Source organism: Saccharothrix hoggarensis, from assembly GCF_042678885.1.
Classification (GTDB): domain Bacteria; phylum Actinomycetota; class Actinomycetes; order Mycobacteriales; family Pseudonocardiaceae; genus Actinosynnema; species Actinosynnema hoggarensis.
On the sequence record NZ_JBHTLK010000038.1, the window covers coordinates 1 to 20,803 of the forward strand.

Annotated in this window: 18 protein-coding genes; 10 read left to right on the forward strand and 8 right to left on the reverse strand. The window is 73.2% G+C overall.

Annotation, left to right across the window (positions count from 1 at the left end; genetic code table 11):
- A partial coding sequence (locus ACFQ3T_RS10330; RefSeq protein ID WP_380722741.1) for a multicopper oxidase family protein occupies positions 1-424 on the forward strand: 424 nt, incomplete at its 5' end.
- A gap of 9 nt (positions 425-433) precedes the next feature.
- Here ACFQ3T_RS10330 and argS read toward each other — a convergent pair.
- The 3 genes from argS to ACFQ3T_RS10345 form a co-directional block, all read right to left on the reverse strand.
- Positions 434-2,170, reverse strand: coding sequence for an arginine--tRNA ligase (argS, locus tag ACFQ3T_RS10335; protein WP_380722743.1), 1,737 nt, complete (start codon positions 2,168-2,170; stop codon positions 434-436).
- Positions 2,171-2,272: 102 nt separating this feature from the next.
- Positions 2,273-4,030, reverse strand: a complete 1,758-nt coding sequence (locus tag ACFQ3T_RS10340) for an alpha-glucosidase (protein ID WP_380722745.1) — start codon at positions 4,028-4,030, stop codon at positions 2,273-2,275.
- A gap of 8 nt (positions 4,031-4,038) precedes the next feature.
- On the reverse strand, positions 4,039-4,449 hold the full coding sequence (locus tag ACFQ3T_RS10345) for an MMPL family transporter (protein ID WP_380722747.1): 411 nt from the start codon (positions 4,447-4,449) through the stop codon (positions 4,039-4,041).
- 462 nt (positions 4,450-4,911) lie between these two features.
- On the opposite strand from ACFQ3T_RS10345, the gene ACFQ3T_RS10350 reads away from it, so the two are divergent.
- Positions 4,912-7,233, forward strand: coding sequence for an ATP-binding protein (locus ACFQ3T_RS10350; protein ID WP_380722749.1), 2,322 nt, complete (start codon positions 4,912-4,914; stop codon positions 7,231-7,233).
- 6 nt (positions 7,234-7,239) lie between these two features.
- Here the strand turns inward: ACFQ3T_RS10350 and ACFQ3T_RS10355 are convergent, their stop codons facing one another.
- Positions 7,240-7,950, reverse strand: a complete 711-nt coding sequence (locus ACFQ3T_RS10355) for a GNAT family N-acetyltransferase (RefSeq protein ID WP_380722751.1) — start codon at positions 7,948-7,950, stop codon at positions 7,240-7,242.
- 338 nt (positions 7,951-8,288) lie between these two features.
- On the opposite strand from ACFQ3T_RS10355, the gene ACFQ3T_RS10360 reads away from it, so the two are divergent.
- The 5 genes from ACFQ3T_RS10360 to ACFQ3T_RS10380 all read left to right on the forward strand — a co-directional run bounded on the left by ACFQ3T_RS10360 (position 8,289) and on the right by ACFQ3T_RS10380 (position 12,944).
- Positions 8,289-9,290: an adenylate cyclase gene (locus ACFQ3T_RS10360; protein ID WP_380722753.1), complete on the forward strand. Its 1,002-nt coding sequence runs from the start codon at positions 8,289-8,291 to the stop codon at positions 9,288-9,290.
- A 1-nt stretch (position 9,291) separates the two neighbouring features.
- Positions 9,292-10,272, forward strand: coding sequence for a hypothetical protein (locus ACFQ3T_RS10365; RefSeq protein ID WP_380722755.1), 981 nt, complete (start codon positions 9,292-9,294; stop codon positions 10,270-10,272).
- A complete protein-coding gene (locus ACFQ3T_RS10370) occupies positions 10,272-11,576 on the forward strand; it encodes an adenylosuccinate synthetase (protein WP_380722757.1) in 1,305 nt (434 codons plus the stop codon). Before ACFQ3T_RS10365 ends, ACFQ3T_RS10370 begins: the two co-directional genes overlap by 1 nt.
- 83 nt (positions 11,577-11,659) lie before the next feature.
- Positions 11,660-12,295, forward strand: a complete 636-nt coding sequence (locus ACFQ3T_RS10375; protein WP_380722759.1) for an NUDIX domain-containing protein — start codon at positions 11,660-11,662, stop codon at positions 12,293-12,295.
- A 19-nt stretch (positions 12,296-12,314) separates the two neighbouring features.
- Positions 12,315-12,944, forward strand: a complete 630-nt coding sequence (locus ACFQ3T_RS10380) for a DUF5655 domain-containing protein (protein ID WP_380722761.1) — start codon at positions 12,315-12,317, stop codon at positions 12,942-12,944.
- Positions 12,945-12,957: 13 nt separating this feature from the next.
- Here the strand turns inward: ACFQ3T_RS10380 and ACFQ3T_RS10385 are convergent, their stop codons facing one another.
- Positions 12,958-13,380 carry a nuclear transport factor 2 family protein gene (locus tag ACFQ3T_RS10385; protein ID WP_380722763.1) on the reverse strand — a complete coding sequence of 141 codons (423 nt, stop codon included), beginning with the start codon at positions 13,378-13,380 and terminating at the stop codon, positions 12,958-12,960.
- Between the two features lie 80 nt (positions 13,381-13,460).
- On the opposite strand from ACFQ3T_RS10385, the gene ACFQ3T_RS10390 reads away from it, so the two are divergent.
- Positions 13,461-13,964, forward strand: coding sequence for a winged helix-turn-helix transcriptional regulator (locus ACFQ3T_RS10390; RefSeq protein ID WP_380722765.1), 504 nt, complete (start codon positions 13,461-13,463; stop codon positions 13,962-13,964).
- Positions 13,965-14,057: 93 nt separating this feature from the next.
- Positions 14,058-14,414 (forward strand): hypothetical protein, encoded by a 357-nt coding sequence (locus ACFQ3T_RS10395; RefSeq protein WP_380722767.1) that lies wholly within the window; start codon positions 14,058-14,060, stop codon positions 14,412-14,414.
- A gap of 24 nt (positions 14,415-14,438) precedes the next feature.
- On the opposite strand, the gene ACFQ3T_RS10400 is transcribed toward ACFQ3T_RS10395, so the two are convergent.
- A complete protein-coding gene (locus tag ACFQ3T_RS10400) occupies positions 14,439-15,290 on the reverse strand; it encodes an alpha/beta fold hydrolase (protein ID WP_380722769.1) in 852 nt (283 codons plus the stop codon).
- A gap of 60 nt (positions 15,291-15,350) precedes the next feature.
- Complete coding sequence (locus ACFQ3T_RS10405) at positions 15,351-16,091, reverse strand: hypothetical protein (protein ID WP_380722771.1); 741 nt, start codon at positions 16,089-16,091, stop codon at positions 15,351-15,353.
- Positions 16,092-16,257: 166 nt separating this feature from the next.
- Here ACFQ3T_RS10405 and ACFQ3T_RS10410 point away from each other — a divergent pair, with 166 nt between their 5' ends.
- On the forward strand, positions 16,258-16,734 hold the full coding sequence (locus ACFQ3T_RS10410) for a macro domain-containing protein (protein ID WP_380722773.1): 477 nt from the start codon (positions 16,258-16,260) through the stop codon (positions 16,732-16,734).
- A gap of 99 nt (positions 16,735-16,833) precedes the next feature.
- Here ACFQ3T_RS10410 and ACFQ3T_RS10415 read toward each other — a convergent pair whose 3' ends face one another.
- Entirely contained in the window at positions 16,834-20,592 is a 3,759-nt protein-coding gene (locus ACFQ3T_RS10415; protein ID WP_380722775.1) for a glycoside hydrolase family 2 TIM barrel-domain containing protein, read from the reverse strand.
- Positions 20,593-20,803 lie beyond the last annotated feature (211 nt).

Consider the following 20,803-nt stretch of genomic DNA (forward strand, 5'->3'; position numbering starts at 1 on the left):
CGTGCCGCTGCCCGACCGGCTGCGGCCCGTCGAGGCGCTGGACGAGGCGCGGGCGGTGCGGCGGCGGCGCGTCGTGTTCGGCGGCGACGACCGCGGCGGGTTCACCCTCGACGGCCGCGCGTTCGACCACCACCGCGTCGACCTGCACGCCCGGCTGGGCACGCTGGAGGTGTGGGAGGTGGTGAACGAGCACACCACCGACCACCCGTTCCACCTGCACAGCTACTCGTTCCAGGTGGTGGCGCGCGACGGGCGGCCCGAGCCCGTGCGCGCCTGGCGGGACACCGTCAACGTCCCGCCGGGCGGCGCGGTGACGATCGCCGTGCCGTTCCGGGGCGAGCCGGGACGCACCGTCTACCACTGCCACATCGCCTCGCACGAGGACCTGGGCATGATGGGCGTCCTGGACGTCACCGGCCCGTGACGGCGACCGTCAGAGCTGGTTGGGCGCGTCGATGCCGAGCAGCGACAGGCCCAGCGCCAGCACCCGGGACGTGAGCTGCGCCAGCACCAGCCGGGACATGCGGGTGTCGTCGTCCGGGGCCTGCACCACCGGGCAGTTCTCGTAGAACGTCGAGAACGCGACCGCCGTCTCGTACAGGTAGGTGCACAGCTTGTGCGGCGCGTACTCCTCCGTCGCGGCGGCCACGGCGGCCGGCAGCTGCAGGATCTTCACCGCCAGCGCCCGTTCGGCGGCCTCTGCCAGCAGCACCGGCGTGCCGGGCTCCGCCTCCCGCCCGACGCGGGCGACCACCGACAGCACGCGCGCGTTGGCGTACTGCAGGTAGACGGACGTGTTGCCCTCCATGGCGAGCATCCGGTCCCACGCGAAGACGTAGTCCTTCTCCCGGTCGCCGGACAGGTCCGCGTACTTCACCGCGCCGATGCCGACCGCCCGGGACACCGCCTCGCGCCGCGCCTCGTCCAGCTTGGACCGCTCGGCGACGACCGCGGTGGCCCGGTCGACGGCCTCGCGCAGCAGGTCGACCAGCTTCACCGACCCGCCCGCGCGGGTGCGCAGCACCTTGCCGTCCTCGCCGAGGATCGAGCCGAACCCGATGTGCACGGCCCGGTGGTCGTCGTCCAGCCAGCCCGCGGCCTCGGCCGTGGCGAACACCATCTTGAAGTGCTGCGCCTGCGGCGAGCCGACCACGTACAGCAGGTCCGTGGCGCCCCGGTCGCGGGTCCAGTAGCGGGCGGTGGCGAGGTCGGTGCTGGCGTAGCCGTAGCCGCCGTCGCTCTTGCGGACGATCAGCGGCAGCGGCTCGCCCTCGCGGTTGGTGAAGCCGGGCGGGAACACGCACACCGCGCCGTCGCTGATCGAGGTGAGGCCCTTGGCCTCCAGCTCCTCGACCACCTCGCCCAGGAACGGGTTGTAGAAGCTCTCGCCGTAGTAGTCGTCGGCGGTCAGCTTCACGCCCAGCAGCTCGTACACGGCGGCGAAGTGCCGCTCCGACTCCTCCACCAGCTCGCGCCACAGCGCGAGGGTGGTCTCGTCGCCGCCCTGCAACGCCACCACGCGGCGACGGGCCCGGTCGGCGAACTCCGGGTCGGCGTCGAACTTCTTGCGCGCCTCCTGGTAGAAGCCGTTCAGGTCGCCGATCGAGTGGCCGGCGCCGGTGCTGCCCTGGTCCACCAGGTGCTCGATGAGCATGCCGAACGGCGTGCCCCAGTCGCCCAGGTGGTTGTGCCGGATCACCTCGTGGCCAGCGAACTCCAGCAGCCGGACCACCGCGTCGCCGATGATCGACGACCGGAGGTGGCCGACGTGCATCTCCTTGGCCACGTTGGGGCTGCCGTAGTCGATGGCGAACCGCCGCGGTTCGACGGTCGGCACGCCGAGGCGGGCGTCGCCGAGGAGCCGGGCGGTCTGCGCCTCCAGCCACTCGCGGCGCAGGGTGAAGTTGACGAACCCCGGCCCGGCCACCTCGGGCCGCTCGACCACGTCGGCGGCGTCGAGGTGCGCGACGATCGCCTCGGCGACCTCGCGGGGCGGTCGGCCGAGCCTCTTGGCCAGGCTCATGGCGACGTTGCACTGGTAGTCCGCACCGCGCCCGGGGGCCGCGGGTCGGATCAGCGCCTCGACCGGTGTGATCTCCACGTCGAGCGCCGCTTTCAGCGCGTTGGCCACCCGCAGGCCGAGCTCCAGCCCGACATCCCCACCCAGCACCGATCACCCTCCGTCGAATCCACGTGTGATCGGGTGATTGTCCGGCACGACGCCCGTGCGCGCGAAACGGGTTCCGCTCAGCGCGTCCGGGCGTCCGGTCCGCTACCGCTTGAGCACCAGCGCCGCCCATGGCCCGAGCTCCACGCGCCCGGCCGACACGTGCGCGGCGTCGGTGTTGGAGAGCACCACGTCGGCATCCGACCAGGCCGGATCGACGTCGACGGTCTGCTCGGCCCCGCCGAGGTTCGCGACGACGAGCAGCCGGACGCCGTCCAGCGCGCGTTCGTACGCGTAGACGTGCGGGTGGTCGGCCAGGAGCATCCGGAAGTCGCCGAGCGCCACCACCGGGAGTTCGTGGCGCAGCCCGATCAGCCGCCGGTAGTGGTTGAAGACGGACCTCGGGTCGTCGTACTGGGCCTCGGCGTTGAGCCACGAGTGGTTGGGGTTGACGGCCAGCCACGGCTCGCCGGACGTGAACCCGGCGTTCGGGGTGGCGTCCCACTGCACCGGCGTGCGCGCGTTGTCGCGGCCCATCGCCCGCAGTCCGCGCAGCACCACGTCCGGGTCCACGCCCGCCTCGACCTGCCGCCGGTGGTGGTTGAGCGACTCGACGTCGCGCATCTCGTGCACGCCGGCGAACGGCGCGTTGGTCATCCCCAGCTCTTCGCCCTGGTAGACGAACGGCGTGCCCCGGTGCAGGTGCAGCACGGTCGCCCACGCCGTCGCCGACTCGCGCCACCACTGCCCGTCGTCGCCGAACCGGGACACCACGCGGGGCTGGTCGTGGTTGCACCAGTACAGGCTGTTCCAGCCCGTCTCGGCCAGCGCCGCCTGCCACCGCCCGAGCGACGCCTTCAGGTCGCGCAGGTCCAGCGGCTTCGGGTCGAACTTGCCGCCCTGGCCGTGGTCCAGCGACACGTGCTCGAACTGGAACACCATGTCCACCTCGCCGCGCGCCGGGTCGGTGAACAGCCTCGCGTCCTCCCACGTCACGCCGGGCATCTCGCCGACGGTCAGGAACTCCCCCGTGCGCCCGCGGAAGACCTCGCGGTGCATCTCCTGGAGGAATTCGTGGATGCGCGGACCGGTGCCGTAGTGGGGGAACCCGTCGCCGAGGCCGCCGGTGCCGGTGGTGGCGCCGTCGGGGAGCGCCGGGTCCTTCGAGATGAGGTTGATCACGTCCATGCGGAAGCCGTCGACGCCCCGGTCGAGCCACCACCGCATCATGTCGTACACCGCGTGGCGGACCTCGGGGTTCTCCCAGTTCAGGTCCGGCTGCTTGCGGTCGAACAGGTGCAGGTAGTACTCGCCGGTCTTCTCGTCCAGCGTCCACGCGGGCCCCGAGAAGAACGACTCCCAGTTGGTGGGCTCCGCGCCCGGCTCCCCCGCCGCGAACCCGTCCCGCGGCGGGCGCCACCAGTACCAGTCCCGCTTCGGGTTGTCCTGGGACGACCGCGACTCCGCGAACCACGGGTGCTCGTCCGAGGTGTGGTTCACGACCAGGTCCATCACCAGCTTCATGCCCCGCGCGTGCACCTCCGCGAGCAGCCGGTCGAAGTCCTCCAACGTCCCGAAGACCGGGTCGATCGCCTGGTAGTCCGAGATGTCGTAACCGTTGTCGGCCTGCGGCGACGCGTACACCGGCGAGAGCCAGACCACGTCCACGCCCAGCCTTTCCAGGTGGTCCAGCCGTGACGCCAGACCCGCCAGGTCGCCCACGCCGTCACCGTCCGCGTCGGCGAAGCTGCGCGGGTACACCTGGTACACCACCGCCGAGGTCCACCACGGCGCCGCCGTCGTGGTGGTCGTGGCCGTCGTGGCCGTGCCGGTCGTGGTCCTGCCGGTCTGGTCGAGAGTCATCCGCATCCTCACCGGGTCGGTTCGCCGTCGTCCCAGTCCACCATTCCACGCGTCGGCCTGCCGGCAGAACGCCCGGCGGGCTTCGGTCCGCCGGCCCACCGGAACGTCCGTCCCTTGTGGATGGTCAGGGCGGGCGCCGGCAGCGCTCGGACGACCAGCGCGTCCAGCAGCACGCCGAACGCCACCAGGAACGCCCTCTGCGCCAACCTGACCAGCGGCAGCACGGCCAGGGCGCCGAACGTGGCGGCCGGCACCACGCCCGCGGACATGATCACCCCGGCGACCGAGGTGAGGGCAGGCCGCGTGCCGGCCACGACGTCGGGGCCGTGCGCGGCCGGGAACGTCGGGAAGATCGCCACCAGGTGCCACGCCGCCGGTCCGAGCCCGGCGACCGCCGTGCCGACCGCGGCCGTCGGCACGCGCGGCACCATCCACACCCACGCGCGGTGCTCCCGGTGCGGGTGGTGGGGCCGAGCAGCACGGGCGTCCACCGGGTGCGCCGGCGCATGACAGCGGACCTGCGGCGAACCCGGCCGCCACCAGCAGCACGCCGAACGGCCACGACCACCCACGGCGTCCGGTGCAGCCCGTCCTCATCGCGGCACGCACATCCGCGTGGCCGACGACGAACGTGACCAGTTGGACCAGTCCGACCAGCGACAGCACGCCGAGCGCTACGCCGTACAGCGGCGCGGTCAGGACCCTGCGCACCACCGCACCACCCCGAGCGCGACACGACCTGCACCGATGGCGCCCAGGCCCCCGGCCTCGGCTAACATCGTCGCAGCCGGTTGAAACACCAGCCGCGCAGGTCGATGAGAATCGCGAGACCTGTCCGGTGCCGTGGACGTCGTCTCGCTTTGACGCGGGAGGCGGCGGACGTGGTGGAGTGGTCTGCGCGGCGGCTGTTCCCTGGCGACGACCTCACCAGCGCCGCGCACCGCGCACACGACTGGGCGGCCGGCCCCCTCGGACCGGTCGAGTCCTGGCCCGTCGAGCTGCGCGCCGCGATCCGCACCGTGATGCCGTCCAGCGTGCCCATGCTGCTGTGGTGGGGTCCGCGGCTGGTCCAGATCTTCAACCACGCCTACACCCCGGTGCTGGGCGCGAAGTACCCCGGCGCGATCGGCCAGCCAGGCGGCGAGTGCTGGCCCGAGGTGTGGGAGGAGCTGGGTCCGCGGGCCGATCAGGTCTTCGCCGAGGGCGTGTCCACCTACTCCGAGAACCAGCTGCTGTTCCTGCACCGGCACGGCCACCTGGAGGAGACGTACTGGACGTTCTCCTACAGCCCCGTGCACGCCGAGGACGGCACGGTCGCGGGCGTGTTCGTGGCCACCACCGACGTGACGCCCCGGGTGCTGGGCGAACGCAGGCTGGAGACGTTGCGCCAGCTCGGCACCCTGTCGATCGCCGAGGCCGACACGGCCGCCGACGCGTGCCGGGCCGCGGTGAAGCTGCTGTCGGCCAGTGCGGCCGACCTGCCCCGGGTCGAGGCCTACCTGCGCGGCGGTGACGGCGAGCCGGTCCTCGTGGCGGCCGCGGGCGAGGGCCCGGACGTCCCGGCGGACGTGGTGCGCCGGGTGGCGGCCGGCGGGGAGTCGGAGATGATCGGCGGCGGGACGCTGGTGCTGCCCCTGGCGGCGGGCGTCCGCGGCACGCACGGCGCGCTGGTCGTCGGCCTGAGCCCGTTCCGGAGCTTCGACCAGTCCTACGCGTCCTTCGTGGACCTGGTGACGGCCGGCGTGGCGACCGCCGTGGACGACACGGTCGCGTACGGGGCCGAGCGCGCGCGGGCGACGGCGTTGGCCGAGCTGGACGCCGCGAAGACCCGGTTCTTCCAGAACATCAGCCACGAGTTCCGCACGCCGTTGACGTTGTTGCTGGCCCCGCTGGGCACCTTGCTGGAGCACCACGCCGACGCGCTGCCCGCCGGTCAGCGCGAGGCGGTGTCGGCCGCGCACCGGGCCGCGCTGCGGCTGCGCCGCCTGGTCGACACGCTGCTCGACGTGGCGCGGGCCGGGGCCGACCACCTGCGCCCGCGACTCGAGCCGACCGACATCGCGGCGCTGACCGCCGACTGCGCCGCCATGTTCCGCGCGACCGCCGAGAGCCTCGGGCTCGACCTGGAGGTCGACGTCGAGGGCGGCACGGTGTGGCTGGACCAGGAGATGTGGGCGCGGATCGTGCTCAACCTGCTGTCCAACGCGCTGAAGTTCACCACCGAGGGCTCCGTGCGCGTCACCGTCCGCACCACCGGGGACTCGTGCGTGCTGACCGTCGCCGACACCGGCGTGGGCATCCCGGACGCCGAGCAGCAGCGCGTGTTCGAGCGGTTCCACCAGGTCGACGGCGTCACCGGCCGCAGCCGCGAGGGCGTCGGCATCGGCCTGTCGCTGGTATCGGACCTGGCGGCGGCGCTCGGCGGCGGGGTGACCGTGCGCAGCGCGCTCGGCGAGGGCAGCACGTTCACCGTCACGGTGCCGTTGGCGACGTCCGAGGAGGCCGCCCGTCACACCACGTTGGACGACCTCGGCGCCACGTTCCTCGGCGAGGCGCGCCAGTGGGCGCCGGCCGCCGTCGTGGAGCCGCCGGCGGCCGGCGCCGGCGAGCGGCACATCCTGCTGGTCGAGGACAACGCCGACATGCGCGACTACCTGGTCCGGCTGCTGACCGCGCAGCGCTGGCGGGTGGCCGCGGTCGGCGACGCCGAGACCGCGCTGAAGCACGCCCGCACGTCCCGGCCGGACCTCGTGCTCAGCGACGTGATGCTGCCCGGCCGCGACGGCGTCGCGCTGCTCGGCGACCTGCGGGCCGACCCGGTGCTGGTGCGCGTGCCCGTGGTGCTGCTGACGGCCCGCGCGGGCACCGAGTCGGCGGTGGAAGGGCTGCGCAACGGCGCGGACGACTACGTGGTGAAGCCGTTCCACCCGACGGAGCTGATCGCCCGGATCAGGGTCCACCTGGAACTGTCGAGCTTCCGCGAGGCCCTGCTGGCCGAGGGCGAGCGGGAGGCGAGCACGCTGCGGGAGGCGCTGGCCAGCCGCAGCACGACCAGCCAGGCCGTCGGCATCCTGATGGCCGTGCAGCGCTGCGACGCCGACACCGCGTTCAAGAAGATCACCGAGCTGTCCCAGCGCCGCAACGTGAAGGCCCGCGAGATCGCCGCCGAGATCGTCGCCCGCTTCCTCGACGACCTGGACTGACCGGGATCACGAGCGGGCGCCGGCCCGCAGTGCGACGTCGGCGTCCTCGGGCACGCGCAGCATCACGAACTCCGTCCGCTTGCGCAGCGCGAAACCCAGCGACTCGTACAGCCGGATGGCCGACGTGTTGGACGCGGCGGCGTGCATCAGCGGCGTCTCGCCGCGCGCCCGGATGCCCGCCGCCACGGCCAGCACCAGGCGGGTGGCCAGGCCCCGCCCGCGGTGCGCGGGATCGGTGCACACGGCGCTGATCTCCGTCCACCCCGGCGGGCGGAGGCGTTCGCCGGCCATCGCGACCAGCGCGCCGTCCCGGCGGATGCCGAGGTAGGTCCCCAGCTCCACGGTCCGCCGCAGGAACGGCCCCGGTTTCGTGCGCTCCACCAGCTCCAGCATCTCCGGCACGTCGCGCGGTCCGAGCCGGACGGCCTCCGCGTCCTCGGCGGCGCGCACCCCGACGTCCACGAGCTGCACGCCGGCGACCCGGCCCAGCACCTCCCACCCGGCGGGCGGCGCGAAGGACGAGTTCATCGGCACGGTCGCGCCCGGCCCGGCCAACGCGGCGACGTCCGCCCACACCCGGTCGTCGGGGCGGTCGGGCAGCGCCAGGAACGTCGCCACCTCCGGGTGGTAGCGCATCACCTGCCCGTGACGTTCGGCGAACCGGGCGTGCGCGCCGTTCAGCGAGGCACAGGTCGGGTTGTCCAACGGTGACACCATGCGGTCCCCCAGCCAGTTCGTGATCGAGCGAATGATGGGTTCGGCGCGGACCGCGTGTCCACGCGCGCCGGTCGCCTCTCACATCGTGGGTCGATCGCCGGAGGACTGGACGGAACCGGAATGCGGTGCCCCACGCCGGCGCGAACGCCGACGTCGGCTGCCGCGGCGCCATGACCGGGACGTGACTTCGGCGAACTGGGGCTCGCGTCCGCGGTGTCGAACGTCGGCGACGGCCTGACACCGGCCCGCCGGGCCGCTTGGCGGGCCGCCCCCCGATGTGACCGGCGGCACACCGCTATTCCACTCCATCGAGGGTTTGAGTCGTCTAGACTCAAACTATGTTCACCAGGGACGAAGCCCTCGACCGGGTCGAGCGGGCGGGCACGGCGGCCGACCTGTTCGGCCCCGTCGACCCGGCCCGGAGCAAGGAGGTGCAGCGGCTGTACCGACAGCTGGCCGCCGTCCTGCACCCCGACCGGGTCGGGGCGGGCGACACCAGGGCGCACGCGGCGTCGGCGGAGCTGACCCGGCTCCACCACGAGTGGCGGCACGGCACGTCCGTCGAGCTGCGCACCGCGACCGGCGCGTACCGGATCACCGACCGGCACGCGGTCGGCAGCGTCGCCAACGTCTACCGGACCGACGGCCCGCACGTGGTCAAGGTCGTCCGCAACCCCGCGCTCAACCCGCTGCTGCACGCCGAGTGGGACGCGTTGCGCCGGCTCGACCGGTTCACCGCCGAGCACCGGTGGCTGCGCCCCTACTACCCGCGCCTGGTCGACACGTCCGGTGACGTGGAGCGCGGCGAGCGGGCGTTCACCGTCCTCGAACCGCTGGTCGACGGGTTCGTGACGCTGGCCGACGTGCGCCGGGCGTTCCCGCGCGGCCTGGACGGCCGCGACTACGCGTGGATGCACCGCAGGCTGCTGCGGGCGGTCGCCGGCGCGCACCGGATCGGCCTGGTCCACGGCGCGATCACCGCCGACAACGTGCTGGTGCACCCGGAGCAGCACGGGATCGTGCTGGCCGGCTGGACGTTCGCGGTCGCCGCCGGCGAACGGCTCCTCGCCACCGACAAGACCACCGCCTACCCGCCGGAAGTCCACAAGGGACAGCCGGTCACCACCGCCACGGACGTCCACATGGCACACACGCTCATGCTGGACCTCCTGGCCGACGACGAAACGCGGCAGCGCACGTTCGCGCGCTGGTGCGCGCAGGACGAACCGGGCCGTCGACCCGACGCCGCCGACCTGCTCGCCGAGTACGACGAACTGCTCGAAGACCTCTACGGCGAGCGGACCTTCCGCCCGTTCGCTCTACCGATGACAGGAGCCTGACATGGGACACGGCAAGTGGGACGACAACGCCTACGCGGCGGCGAAGACCTTCCGCGCGGCCAAGGGCATCGACGACTTCGGCTACACCGCCACGCTGCGGTCGCAGCCGAGGACCGAGTGGAAGGCCGACCCGTCGCTGGACCCGAAGGGCGTGGTGGCCCGCGAGTGCCGCGACTCGGCCGACCACGCCGACTCGACGCCGATCGCGGTGCTGTTCGACGTCACCGGCTCGATGGGCCGGGTGCCGCAGATCATGCAGCGCAAGCTGGGCAAGCTGCACGGGCTGTTGCAGCGCAAGGGCTACCTCACCGACCCGCAGCTGATGTTCGGCGGCATCGGTGACGCGGACAGCGACCGCGTGCCGCTGCAGGTCGGCCAGTTCGAGTCGGACAACCGGATGGACGAGCAGCTGCGCACGATCTTCCTGGAGGGCAACGGCGGCGGGCAGAAGAGCGAGTCGTACGAGCTGGCCGCGTACTTCGTGGCCCGGCACGTCGTCACCGACGCGTGGCAGAAGCGCGGCCGCAAGGGCTACCTGTTCCTGATCGGCGACGAGCTGAACAAGCCGCGGCTGGAGGCCAAGCACATCCGCCGGATCATCGGCGACGACATCAAGGAGGACATCGACCCGGCGTCGGTGTACCGGGAGCTGAGCCGCAAGTGGCACGTCTACTTCGTGCTGCCCAAGCAGTCGTCGTACTACGACGACCCGCAGATCGCCGACCACTGGCGCGACCTGCTGGGCCAGAACTTCCTCAAGCTGGACGACCCGGGCGCGGTGTGCGAGCTGATCGCCGCCACCATCGGGATGGAGGAGCGGGTCGTCGACCTCGACCAGGCGATGATCGACCTGGCCGACGTCGGGTCGATCGCCGAGCGCGAGGCGGTCGGCAAGGCGCTGGTCCACGTGGGCGGCAAGGCGGTCGCGACGACCGCCGCTCCCCCGCTGCTCGACGGTCCCGACGACGTGACGCTGAACTGATGGGCGGAATCGGGGTGGACGGGCACGTGGTCGTCGTCGGCCTGGGGTTCGGCGACGAGGGCAAGGGGGCGGTCGTCGACGCGCTGTGCCACGACGGTCCCGTGACGTCGGTGGTGCGGTTCAACGGCGGCGCGCAGGCCGCGCACAACGTGGTCGCCGGCGACCGGCACCACACGTTCAGCCAGTTCGGGTCCGGCACGCTCGCGGGCGTGCCGACCCACCTCTCCCGGCACGTCCTGGTCGAGCCGATCGCCCTGGCCGCCGAGTCGCGGGAGCTGGCGGCGCTGGGCGTCGCGGACCCGTTGCGGCTGCTGTCGATCGACGCGGACGCGCTGCTCACCACCCCGATCCACGTCGCCGCGAACCGGGCCCGCGAGGACGCGCGCGGGCCCGGCCGGCACGGCTCGTGCGGCAAGGGCATCGGCGAGACCGTCTGGTACTCGCTGCTCGCGGGCCGGGGCGCGGCGCCGGGTGACGTGGTCGAGGACCAGCCGGTCCTCGGCGTGCCCGGCCCCGCGCCGACGGTCGGCGACTGCGCCCGCCCGGCCGTGCTGCGCGGCAAGCTCGACGCGCTGGCGCGGTTCTACGAGCCGCTGATCGGCGACGGCACGTCCGTGGACGAGCTGGTGTCGCTGTACCGGGCGTTCGCCGACGCGGTCCGGTGCACCACCGGAGACGAGGTGGGGCGCCTGGCCGACGCCGGGCGGCTCGTCTTCGAGGGCGCGCAGGGCGTGCTGCTCGACCAGTGGCGCGGCTTCCACCCGCACACGACGTGGTCGACGGTCACCCCGGACAACGCCCGCGGCCTGCTCGGCGGACGGCGGGCCACCGTGCTCGGCGTGACCAGGACGTACCAGACCCGCCACGGCGCCGGGCCGCTGCCCACCGAGGACGCGGCGGTGCTCGCCCGGTTCCCGGAGCGCCACAACGGCACCGGCCACTACCAGGGGGCGTGGCGGGCCGGTCACCTCGACGCGGTGCTGCTCCGGTACGCGGTGGCGGCGTGCGGCGGGGTGGACGCGCTGGCGGTGACGCACCTCGACGCGCGGGACCTCAAGGTGGCGGTGTCCTACGACGCTCCCCTGCCGGTCGCGGGCACGGGGGCGGAGCTGACCGCGTTCCTGGCGGGCCGCACGCCGGTGCTCGCCGACCTGCCCGACCCGGTGGCGTGGTTGGAGGGAGACCTGGGCGTCCCGGTGCTCGTCACGGGGGCGGGAGCGGACCGGTCGGACTACGTGGTGCGGACGCCGGTCCGCGCCCCCGCGTCGGCCGCGGCGGCGGGGGGCGCGCCGACCTCGGCGTGAGACCGGACGCCGGGGAGGCCGGTGGGGAGGGTGGGCGGCGGTCCGGGCGGTGGGTGGTCGGTCGGATGCGGGAGGATCAGGCCATGATCGAGTCGACCCTGGTCTCGGTGGACGTGCTGGCCCTGCGCTTCGACCCGGTGGCGCGGGCGGTGTTGGTGGGTGTCGCGCCGCGCGCGTTCGAGCCGTTCGCGGGCGAGTTGGCCCTGCCCGGTGTGCTGCTGGGCAAGGGCGAACGGCTGCGGGACGCGGCGCGGCGCGCGGTCACCGGGAAGCTCGGCGTCCCGGCGGAGGCGATCTCCGCGTCCGGGCAGCTCAGCACGTTCGACGAGCCGTCCCGCGACCCGCGCGGCCCGACGTTGTCGATCGCGCTCTGGGCCACCGTCGACCCCACCCGGCTGGCCGGCGACGGCCCGGTGTGGGCGCCGGTCACCGAGGTGCCGCCGCTGGCGTTCGACCACGACCGGATCGTCCGCGACTGCCGCCCGATCCTCGCCGACCGGCTCTGGCGGGACACCGGGTTCACCGCCGGGCTGCTCGGCCGCGAGTTCACCACCGCGCAGGCGTTGGACGCCACCGAGTCGCTGACCGGCGACCGCCCCTACCCGGCGAACCTGGGTCGGATCATGGAACGGGTGCCGGGCCTGGAACGCACCGCGCAGCACGCCGCCGCCCTGCCGAAGGGTGGTCGGCCGCCGTCGGTGTGGCGCTGGGTGTCGTGAGCCGCACGCGTTGCCGCACGTGACGGGCGTCACTACGGTGGTCGCGGACGAGGAGGCGGCCCCCATGTCGACACCGGGCAAGCGCGAGATCCGCGGTTGGAAGTCCATGATGGACGACGCCGCCCGGCGGCTGGAGGCGGCCACGGGCCGGACGGTCGCGGAGTGGAACGGGCTGGTGCGCGAGGAGGACCCGCGCGACGAGCCCGCGTTGCGGCGGTGGCTGACCGCGCAGGGCGTCGGCGGCTACTCGCAGGACCTGCTGGTCTACGAACGGCACGGCTACCCGGACTTCCTGCTCACCGACCCGGCCGAGCTGATCGACAACCAGTACGCCGACCGGCCGGACCTGCGCCCCGTCTGCGACGCGGTGCTGGAGGCGGCGTGCTCGGTGGGCGACGACGTGGTCGTGCAGGCGCGCAAGACCTACATCTCGCTGGTCGCGCCGAAGCGCACCTTCGCCGTCGTCAAGGCGACCACCAGGCGCCGGGTCGACGTCGGGCTGAACCTGCCGGGCCGCGAGCCGGGCGGCCGACTGCTGTCGGCGAAGAGCCTGGCCCACGGCACCGTGCGGGTCGCGCTGGAGTCGCCGGACCAGGTGGACGACGAGTTCACGCGGCTGCTGGCCGAGGCCTACCGGGCCAACACCTGACCGGCCTCCGGGCTCAGGCCGCGCGGCTCGCCTGACGGTGCAGCGCGTCGGCCAACCGGGCCGTGTCCTCCAGGACGTAGTCGTCCACCATCCGCCCCCACCGCAACGTCACCCACTGCACGCCCTCGTTGCGGTACGCGGAGCCGTCGGCGAGCGTCGCCGCCATGGTCAGCCGCGTCACGACGGTGGTGCGCCACGGCCACCCGCGCACCACGACGTCGGTCAGCGTGATCCGCAGGCCGGGCAGGGTCCGTTGCAGCCCGAGGAACCACCGCTCGAACTCGTCGCGACCGGTGAACTCGGCGCCGACCGGCGGATCGCCGACGAACCGGAACCGCAGGTCGGGTGCGGCGAGTTCGACGGCGGCCCGGTGGTCGCCGGCGCCGACCCGTTCCCACAGCCTGCGCACCTTGGCCCTGACGACAGCGTGGTACACGATCAACCTCCAGTGGCTTGCAAGTTGCAAGTGACCCTAGAGCTGCAGCCTTGCTGTTCGCAACCGACTAGGCTGAGGGCGTGGCCAGAGATCGCTTCGGCGTCATGGCGTGCTCCGTGGCGCGCACCGCGAACATCGTCGCGGACCCGTGGACCCTGCTCGTGCTGCGCGACCTGTTCCTGGGGCTGACGCGGTTCGACCAGTTCACCCGCGACCTCGGCATCGCGACCAACGTCCTGACGGACCGCCTCACCACGCTCGTCGACGCCGGCGTCGTCGTGCGCCGGCCGTACCAGGACAACCCCGTGCGCCACGACTACCACCTGACCGAGGCCGGCAAGGAGCTGTACGGCGTCGTCGTCAGCCTCCTGGCCTGGGGTGACCGCCACCTCGCCCCGGACGGCCCGCCGCTGCGCCTGCACCACACCACGTGCGACCACCCCGCGACCCCGGTCGTGACGTGTTCCCACTGCGGCGGCGAACTGCACGTGGACGACGTGACGCCGCTCCCCGGCCCCGGAGGCCGGCACGCTCCCGGCACCCGTGTGATCGCCGAACTGCTCACCGAGCAGCCACCGGCCTGACGCCCCGGCCCCGACGTCCGGTGGCCGCATCCGGCCACGGCGGTTGTCGCACCCCGCTCCGCGCGGAACGGTACGGAGGTGGAGGTGGCGATCGTGCGGAAGATCCTGTGGGGCGTGTTCGCGTTGGCAGTCGTGGCGCTGTTCGTCGCGGCGGTCGTCTCGATCGCCGACGACCTGACGGCCCCGGACGACGCCGTCGACGCCTCCGAAGTGGGGAACTGCGTCGGCTTCCCGGGCGACGACCAGGGGTTCGAGGACGCCGACGCGGCCCGGATCGTCCCCTGCGACGACCCGGACGCGCGCTTCCGCGTCCTCGCCGACGGCGAGGTGCAACCCGGGCGCGACGATCCGTGCGGGCGACACCGCGACACGGCGAAGGTGCTGGTCGTCGGCCCCATGGCGCCGATGGCCGGCCGGTACCTCTGCCTCGACCGGATCAGCCGCGGGTGACCGCCGCCGGTGACCGGCGCGGGGCTAGGCGCTCAGCTCCATGATCCGCGCCGCCACCTCGGCCGGCGCTTCGAGCGGCAGCATGTGGCCCGCGTCCTCCACGACCACGGACTCCCCGCCGACCGCCGCGGCCAGGGACTTGGCGTTGGACTCCGGCACCAGGCGGTCCTCGTCGCCCACCATCGCGATCACCGGCCGCTCCCCCGCCACGGTCAGCGCGGCCTCGCGGTCGTACCGGTCCACGGCCGGCCGGAACAACGCCACCGTCTCGGGCCAGTGCGACCAGACCATGTCGGCGGTGAGGTCCACGTCCTCGTCGCGCGGCTCGTCGCCGAACAGCCACCAGCGCAGCCCGGCCGTCTTCGCGGGCTCGATCTTCTCCCGCACCGCGCGCACCAGCGGCCCGAAGGCGCGTTCCAGCTCCCGGACGAGCTTGCCCAGCGCCTTCGGCCACGCCAACGACGTCTCCGCGAGGCCCGTCGCGGCCATCGACACGAACACCACGCCCGCCACCCGCTGCCGGTACAGGCGGGGACGGCGTTCGGCCATCGCCATCGCCGCCATGCCACCCATGGCGTGACCCACGATGATCACCCGCCCGTCCGGCACCAGCCGTTCGACCAGCTCGCCGAGGTCGTCGCCCAGCTGCTCGATCGTCGCGGTCTCCTTGTCCGCGGGCGACGACGCGCCGTGCCCGCGGTGGTCGTAGGCGATGACGCGCACCGATTCGGGCAGCGCCGCGACCACGCGGTGCCAGCTGCGGTGGTCCAGCGCGTAGCCGTGGGCGAGCACCACGGTCACCCCGGCGTCGGACGGGCCGCCGCTCACCACGTTCAGCTCCGTGCCGTCCTCCAGCCGCAACCGCTCGGTCGCCATGGCCGCTGCCCCTCTCCGTCGTCGGACCTCGACGTGACCAACGAGTAACTTGAGCGGACGTCACGCCTGCGACCAGCCGGGGCCGCCGAGCAGCCGCAACCGCCGGTCGAGGACGCTCGCGAAGTCGTGCGGGTGCCCGACGACCAGCTCCAGGTCACGGCCGCCGGCGCGCACGACGACCACGGGTCCGCCGGGCGCGTCGCGCGTCTCCGCCACCCACACGTCGGTGATCTCGCGCAGCGGCAGCTCGCCCCCGCACGTGTCCGGGATGGACGCTCCGGTGGTCACGTGCCAGCGCAGCACCTCACCGTCCACCGTGGCGTGTGCCGCGAGCAGCTTGCCGGTCGGGCCGCGCACCTGCCGGGACGCGCTCCGCACGCCCAGCGTCGTGGCGGCGATCGCGCCGCCGGTCTCGTCCAGCAGCACGACCCGCGCCCTGGTCACCAGCAGCACCCCGGCCACGATCGCCGCGACGGTGGGCAGCACGAGCAGCGCCCGCGCGGTGACCAACCCGAGGCCGAGGACCTGCACCGCGCCGCTGTACGCGACGACACCGCCCCACCAGCCCGTCCGGTGCACGTAGACGCGGCGGAACAGGAACACCGCCGGCGCCCCGCAGCCGACCAGCAGCAGGACCCAGCCCACCGCCGGGACACCCGACCACCGCGCCACGACGGCGACGGCCAGGCTCACCGCGGGCGGCGCGAGGAAGCCCAGCAGCAGCAACGGCCGCGTCCGCGCCCAGCGGCGCTCGAACTCCGCGCGCACCTCGTCGTGCACGCCGAACGGCAACCGCAACACCGCGCACCACCTCCCGGCTCAAGCTTCCCCTCATCAGGCGCGGGAGGCGCGGTGACGGACGTCGCCGGTCGGGTTGCGGCGGGGCGGTCAACCGGCGCCGGCGGGCGGGCACGGGCGGGCGGAAACCGCGTCGACAGGCGATCGCGCCGCCGGCGGCATCGCGGGCGTGGAGGTGCTGCGAGTCGTCAAGGGTGACGCGACGAGTCCCCAGGCCAAGGGGCCGAAGATCATCGCCCACGTCTGCAACGACCTCGGCGGGTGGGGCAAGGGCTTCGTCCTGGCGATCTCCCAGCGCCGGCCGGAACCGGAGCGGGCCTACCGCGACTGGCACCGCGCGCGGGCGCGCAACGACTTCGGGCTCGGCGCGACCCAGCTCGTCCAGGTGCGGGCGGACACGTGGGTGGCCAACATGGTCGGCCAGCACGGCCTCCGCGCCGGCAGCAAGGGGCCGCCGATCCGCTACGACGCCGTGGCGCGCTGCCTGGCCACCCTGGCCCAGCACGCGGTGGACCTCAACGCCGGCGTCCACATGCCGCGCATCGGCTGCGGCCTCGCCGGCGGCAAGTGGGAGCGCGTGGAGCCGTTGATCGCCGAGACGCTGCCGGCCCGTGACGTGCCCACCACGGTGTACGACTTCGACTGACCGACCTCACGGATCGGCCGGCCCGGTCGACCACCTCGGCCGACCACGCGGGCCGGTGTCGCGGGAGCGCGTGGCCCCCGCGACACCGGCCCGTCCTCGTCAGCCGCCCGCCGGGAGTCCGGCGCGGGCCTCCTGCGCGGTCAGCGGCCGCAGGGTGATCGTGTACTCGTAGGTGGTGTCGGGGCGGACCTGGCTGCGCGGCCGCACCGGGTTCGGGGTGTCGCCGACACCCGTGACGGCGTGGCTCGCGTGCAGGGTGACCCACCCCTTGTTCCGCTGGAGCTGGAACGGGTAGGCGGCCCGGTCGAGGTCGTCGTACGGCGTCACGCTGACGTCCCGCGCGCCGGACACGAGCAGTCCGCCGGTCCGGCCGTCGGTGAGCAGCGCCCACCGGCTGTCGGTGTGGTTGCCGTGGTCCTGCGGCCGGTGGTAGTCGACGTACTGCTCGTCCACCGTGGACGAGTGGACGCCGATCGGCGTGCCGTCCTTGCGGTCGACGTAGCTCTCCGCCTCCCGCCCGTACCAGGCGAACCGGTCGTAGCTGTCCGGCACGGCGAGCGAGACGCCGATCCGCGGCAGGTACGGCAGCGTGCGCAGGGCGCCCTGCGGGGTCACCTTGTGCCCGAGCCGCAGCACGCCGCCGCGTTCGACCACGTACGTCATCGTCTGGTCGAACCACGCGCCGGTGACGTCCGGCGCGGCGACCCGGCTGTCCACGACCACGCGCACGCCGGACGGGTCCGGCTCGACGCGGACGCCGGTGACCGTCGTGGCGAGCCGGTCGAGGCCGACCTTGCGCCAGTCCTCGCCCTCGGCGCGGCCCCACTTGAAGGTCTCGTTGCTGATCGGGGCGCGCCACGCGTCGAGCTTCGGCCCGCCGGCGATCAGTTCCCGGTCCCGGACCTTGATCGACGACAGCGAGCCGGTCTCCTTGTCGACGGTGTAGCTAACGCCTTCGGCCGTCGCCGTGACGGCGTCGGACGTGTCGGCGGTGACGGCGGCGCCGCCGCCCTTGGCCTCGGCGTCGAGACCCGGCACCTTCGTGCCGCCGAGCGGGAACTGGTCGTGCGCCAGCACGTGCCCGGCGGGGACCGTCGGCAGGGCCGCGGTGGTGACCGCCTCGACGGTGAGGAACCGCTCGCGGTCGGCGGGGTTCGCCGGCGCCGGCACCCGGACGGCGCCGGTGGACGCCGCCGCGACCCGCAACGGCTGCTCGCCGCTCGTCACGACGCGCGAGCCCTCGGTGACCCGCCACCGCAGCGCCACGTCGTCCGTGCCGCTGAACTGCCGCTCGTTGTGGACGAACAGCACGCCGTCCGCGTAGCGGAAGCGGAGCGGCTGGTGCGCCCACGCCATCTGGGCCGTCTCGGGCTGGGCGTCCCGGTCGGGGCCGACCAGGCCGTCGAGGCCGGACAGGCTGGAGCCGTAGGACAGGTGCGTGCCGCGCTCCTCGACGCGGTCGAAGTCCAGCGCCAGCACCGCGCCGCCCACGGGCTCCGCCGCGTTCAGCTCGGCCGCGGTCAGGGGCCGGTCGTAGACGCGGACGTCGTCCACGGCGCCGTGCGCCATCCGGCCGACCCGGCTCGGGTCGTTCCACGACGTCTCGAAGTCGCGCCCGATGTTGACCTCGGCCGACGACGGGTCGATCGGCCCGTCGAACGGCGTGCTCGCGACCTCGCGGCCGTCGAGGTAGAGGCGCAGCGCGGCGCCGTCGTAGGTGCCGCTGACCCGGTGCCAGTTGCCGTAGAAGTCCGCGGGCACGGTGGCCTGCACGACGCGCCACGTGCCGCTGTGGATGAAGAACTCCAGCGTCGTCTCGTTCTTCATCTTGAGCGCGTACTGGTGGTCGCCCTTGCCGACGATCCGGAAGTCGCCGCTCCACCTGGCGGGCTTGACCCAGGCGTCGAGCGTGAGCGCCTTGCCGGTGATGTCGAGCCTGCGGTCCCGGTAGACCTCCACGAAGTCGTCGAGCCCGGAGAGGTGCAGCGCCTTGCCGCGGTGGCCGTCGACCAGTTCCGGCGCGCCCGACAGGTGGGCGGAGATGTTGTTGCCGGACGAGTCGGGCAGGATGCGCACCTCCTGCCGGATGCTCGCCTCCGCCCAGTCCCAGATGAACCCGCCCTGCGTGGCCGGGTTGGCCCGGATGGTGTCCCAGAACTCGCGGAAGTTGCCGAGGCTGTTGCCCATCGCGTGCGCGTACTCGCCGAAGATCAACGGCTTGGTGGTGCTCTTCGCCTGCTGCTCGAACCGCTCGGGCGACGGGTAGCGCGGGCCCCACACGTCGGCGAACGGCGCGTCGCCGTCCGGGTTGTTCGACTGGTGGTACTTCGGGCGGGTCGGCTCGTTGGCGTCCAGCCACTCGGCCATCGCGAAGTGGTGCGCGCCGAGTCCCGCCTCGTTGCCGGTGTCCCACAGGAACACGCTCGGGTGGTTCTTGTCCCGCTCGACCATGGCGGTGAAGCGGTCGAGGAACGCGTCCCGCCACTCGGGCTGGTTCGCCTGGCACCACCGGGCGCAGTTCTCGTGGTTGTGGGTCTCGATGTCGACCTCGTCGGCGATCCACAGCCCGTGCCGGTCGGCCAGCTCGTAGAAGTACGGGTCCGACGGGTAGTGGGAGGTGCGGACCGCGTTGACGTTGAGCTGCTCCATCAGCGCCACGTCCCGTTCCTGGGCCGCGCGCGGGACGTGCCTGCCGTGGTCGGGGTCGGTCTCCGCGCGGTTCACCCCCTTGAACAGCACGCGCTTGCCGTTGACGAGCAGCTGCTTGTCGCGGATCTCGATCTCGCGGAAACCGGTGGTCTCGCTGGTGATGTGGGTGGTGCGGCCGTCCGGGTCGGTCAGCGTGAGCACCACGGTGTAGAGGTTCGGCGTCTCGTCGGTCCACTTCGCCGGGTCGCGCACCGGCAGGGTGAGCTCCACCCGACCGCCCCGGTCGGTCACCTCGACGTCCCCGCTCACGGCGCCGACCTCCGTGCCGCGGGCGTCCCGCAGACCGGCGGTCACCCGGTGCGTCCCGGTGGTGCCGCCCGCCTTGTGGCCGATCTCCACGGCGGCGGAGAGGGTGGCGTCGGTGTACGTGGCGTCGAGGTCGGTCCGCAGCGCCACGTCCCGCACGTGGGTGGCGGGCGTCGAGTGCAGCCGGACCGAGCGGAAGATGCCCGAGTACCGCCACTGGTCGACGTCTTCGAGGTAGGCGCCCGCGCTCCAGCGGTGCACCTGCACGGCGACGCGGTTGCGGCCGGGGCGCAGGGCGGCGGAGACGTCGAACTCGGCCGGCGTGTAGCCGCCCTGGTCGTACCCGACGTACTTGCCATTGACCCAGACGAAGTAGCCGGACGTGACGCCCTCGAAGCGGAGGAACGTCGTGCGGCGCGTCCAGTCGGCGGGCACGTCGAAGTCACGCGTGTAGGCGCCGGTCGGGTTGACGTCGCGCGGGACGCGCGGCGGGTCGTCCGGCTGGATCTCGGTGGCGATGTTGCGGAAGATCGGGTGGTCGAGGCCGTCGGTCTGCCACGTGTGCGGAACCGACACCTCGCGCCAGCCGGACGTGTCGTAGCCGTCGGCGTGGAAGTCCGCCGGCACCTCCTCCGGCCGGTCCGCCATCGCGATCCGCCACGTGCCGTCCAGCACCTGCGCGTACGGGGAGCGCTCGTCGCGGCGGACCGCGGAGTCGACGTCGGCGTACGGCCGGAGGTAGGCGTGCGCCGGTTCCTGGTTCTGGGCCACCATTCCCGGGTTCTCCAGGTAGGTCGAGTACAGCTCGCCCGGCGGGGCGGCGGTCGCGGTACCGGGACTCACCCCCACCACCGCGGCGGCCAGGACCACCATCACCGTTGCCGGAACGCGCAGGCGAGTCATGCTGAACCTCCATGTTCAACCAGAACCACACAAGAGTGATCAGGGGTTGACGGTTCGTCAAGGTGCATTCGGGTTTCACACGGTGCACTCATCACCTTGTGGGTGCAACGAAAACGTCCCGTTCGGACACACGCGCATCGCACCGATGCGTTGACCAGCGCAGATCAATCCATCAGGGGTTATGTTGGATTGTGTTTGATCGTCCGCTGCG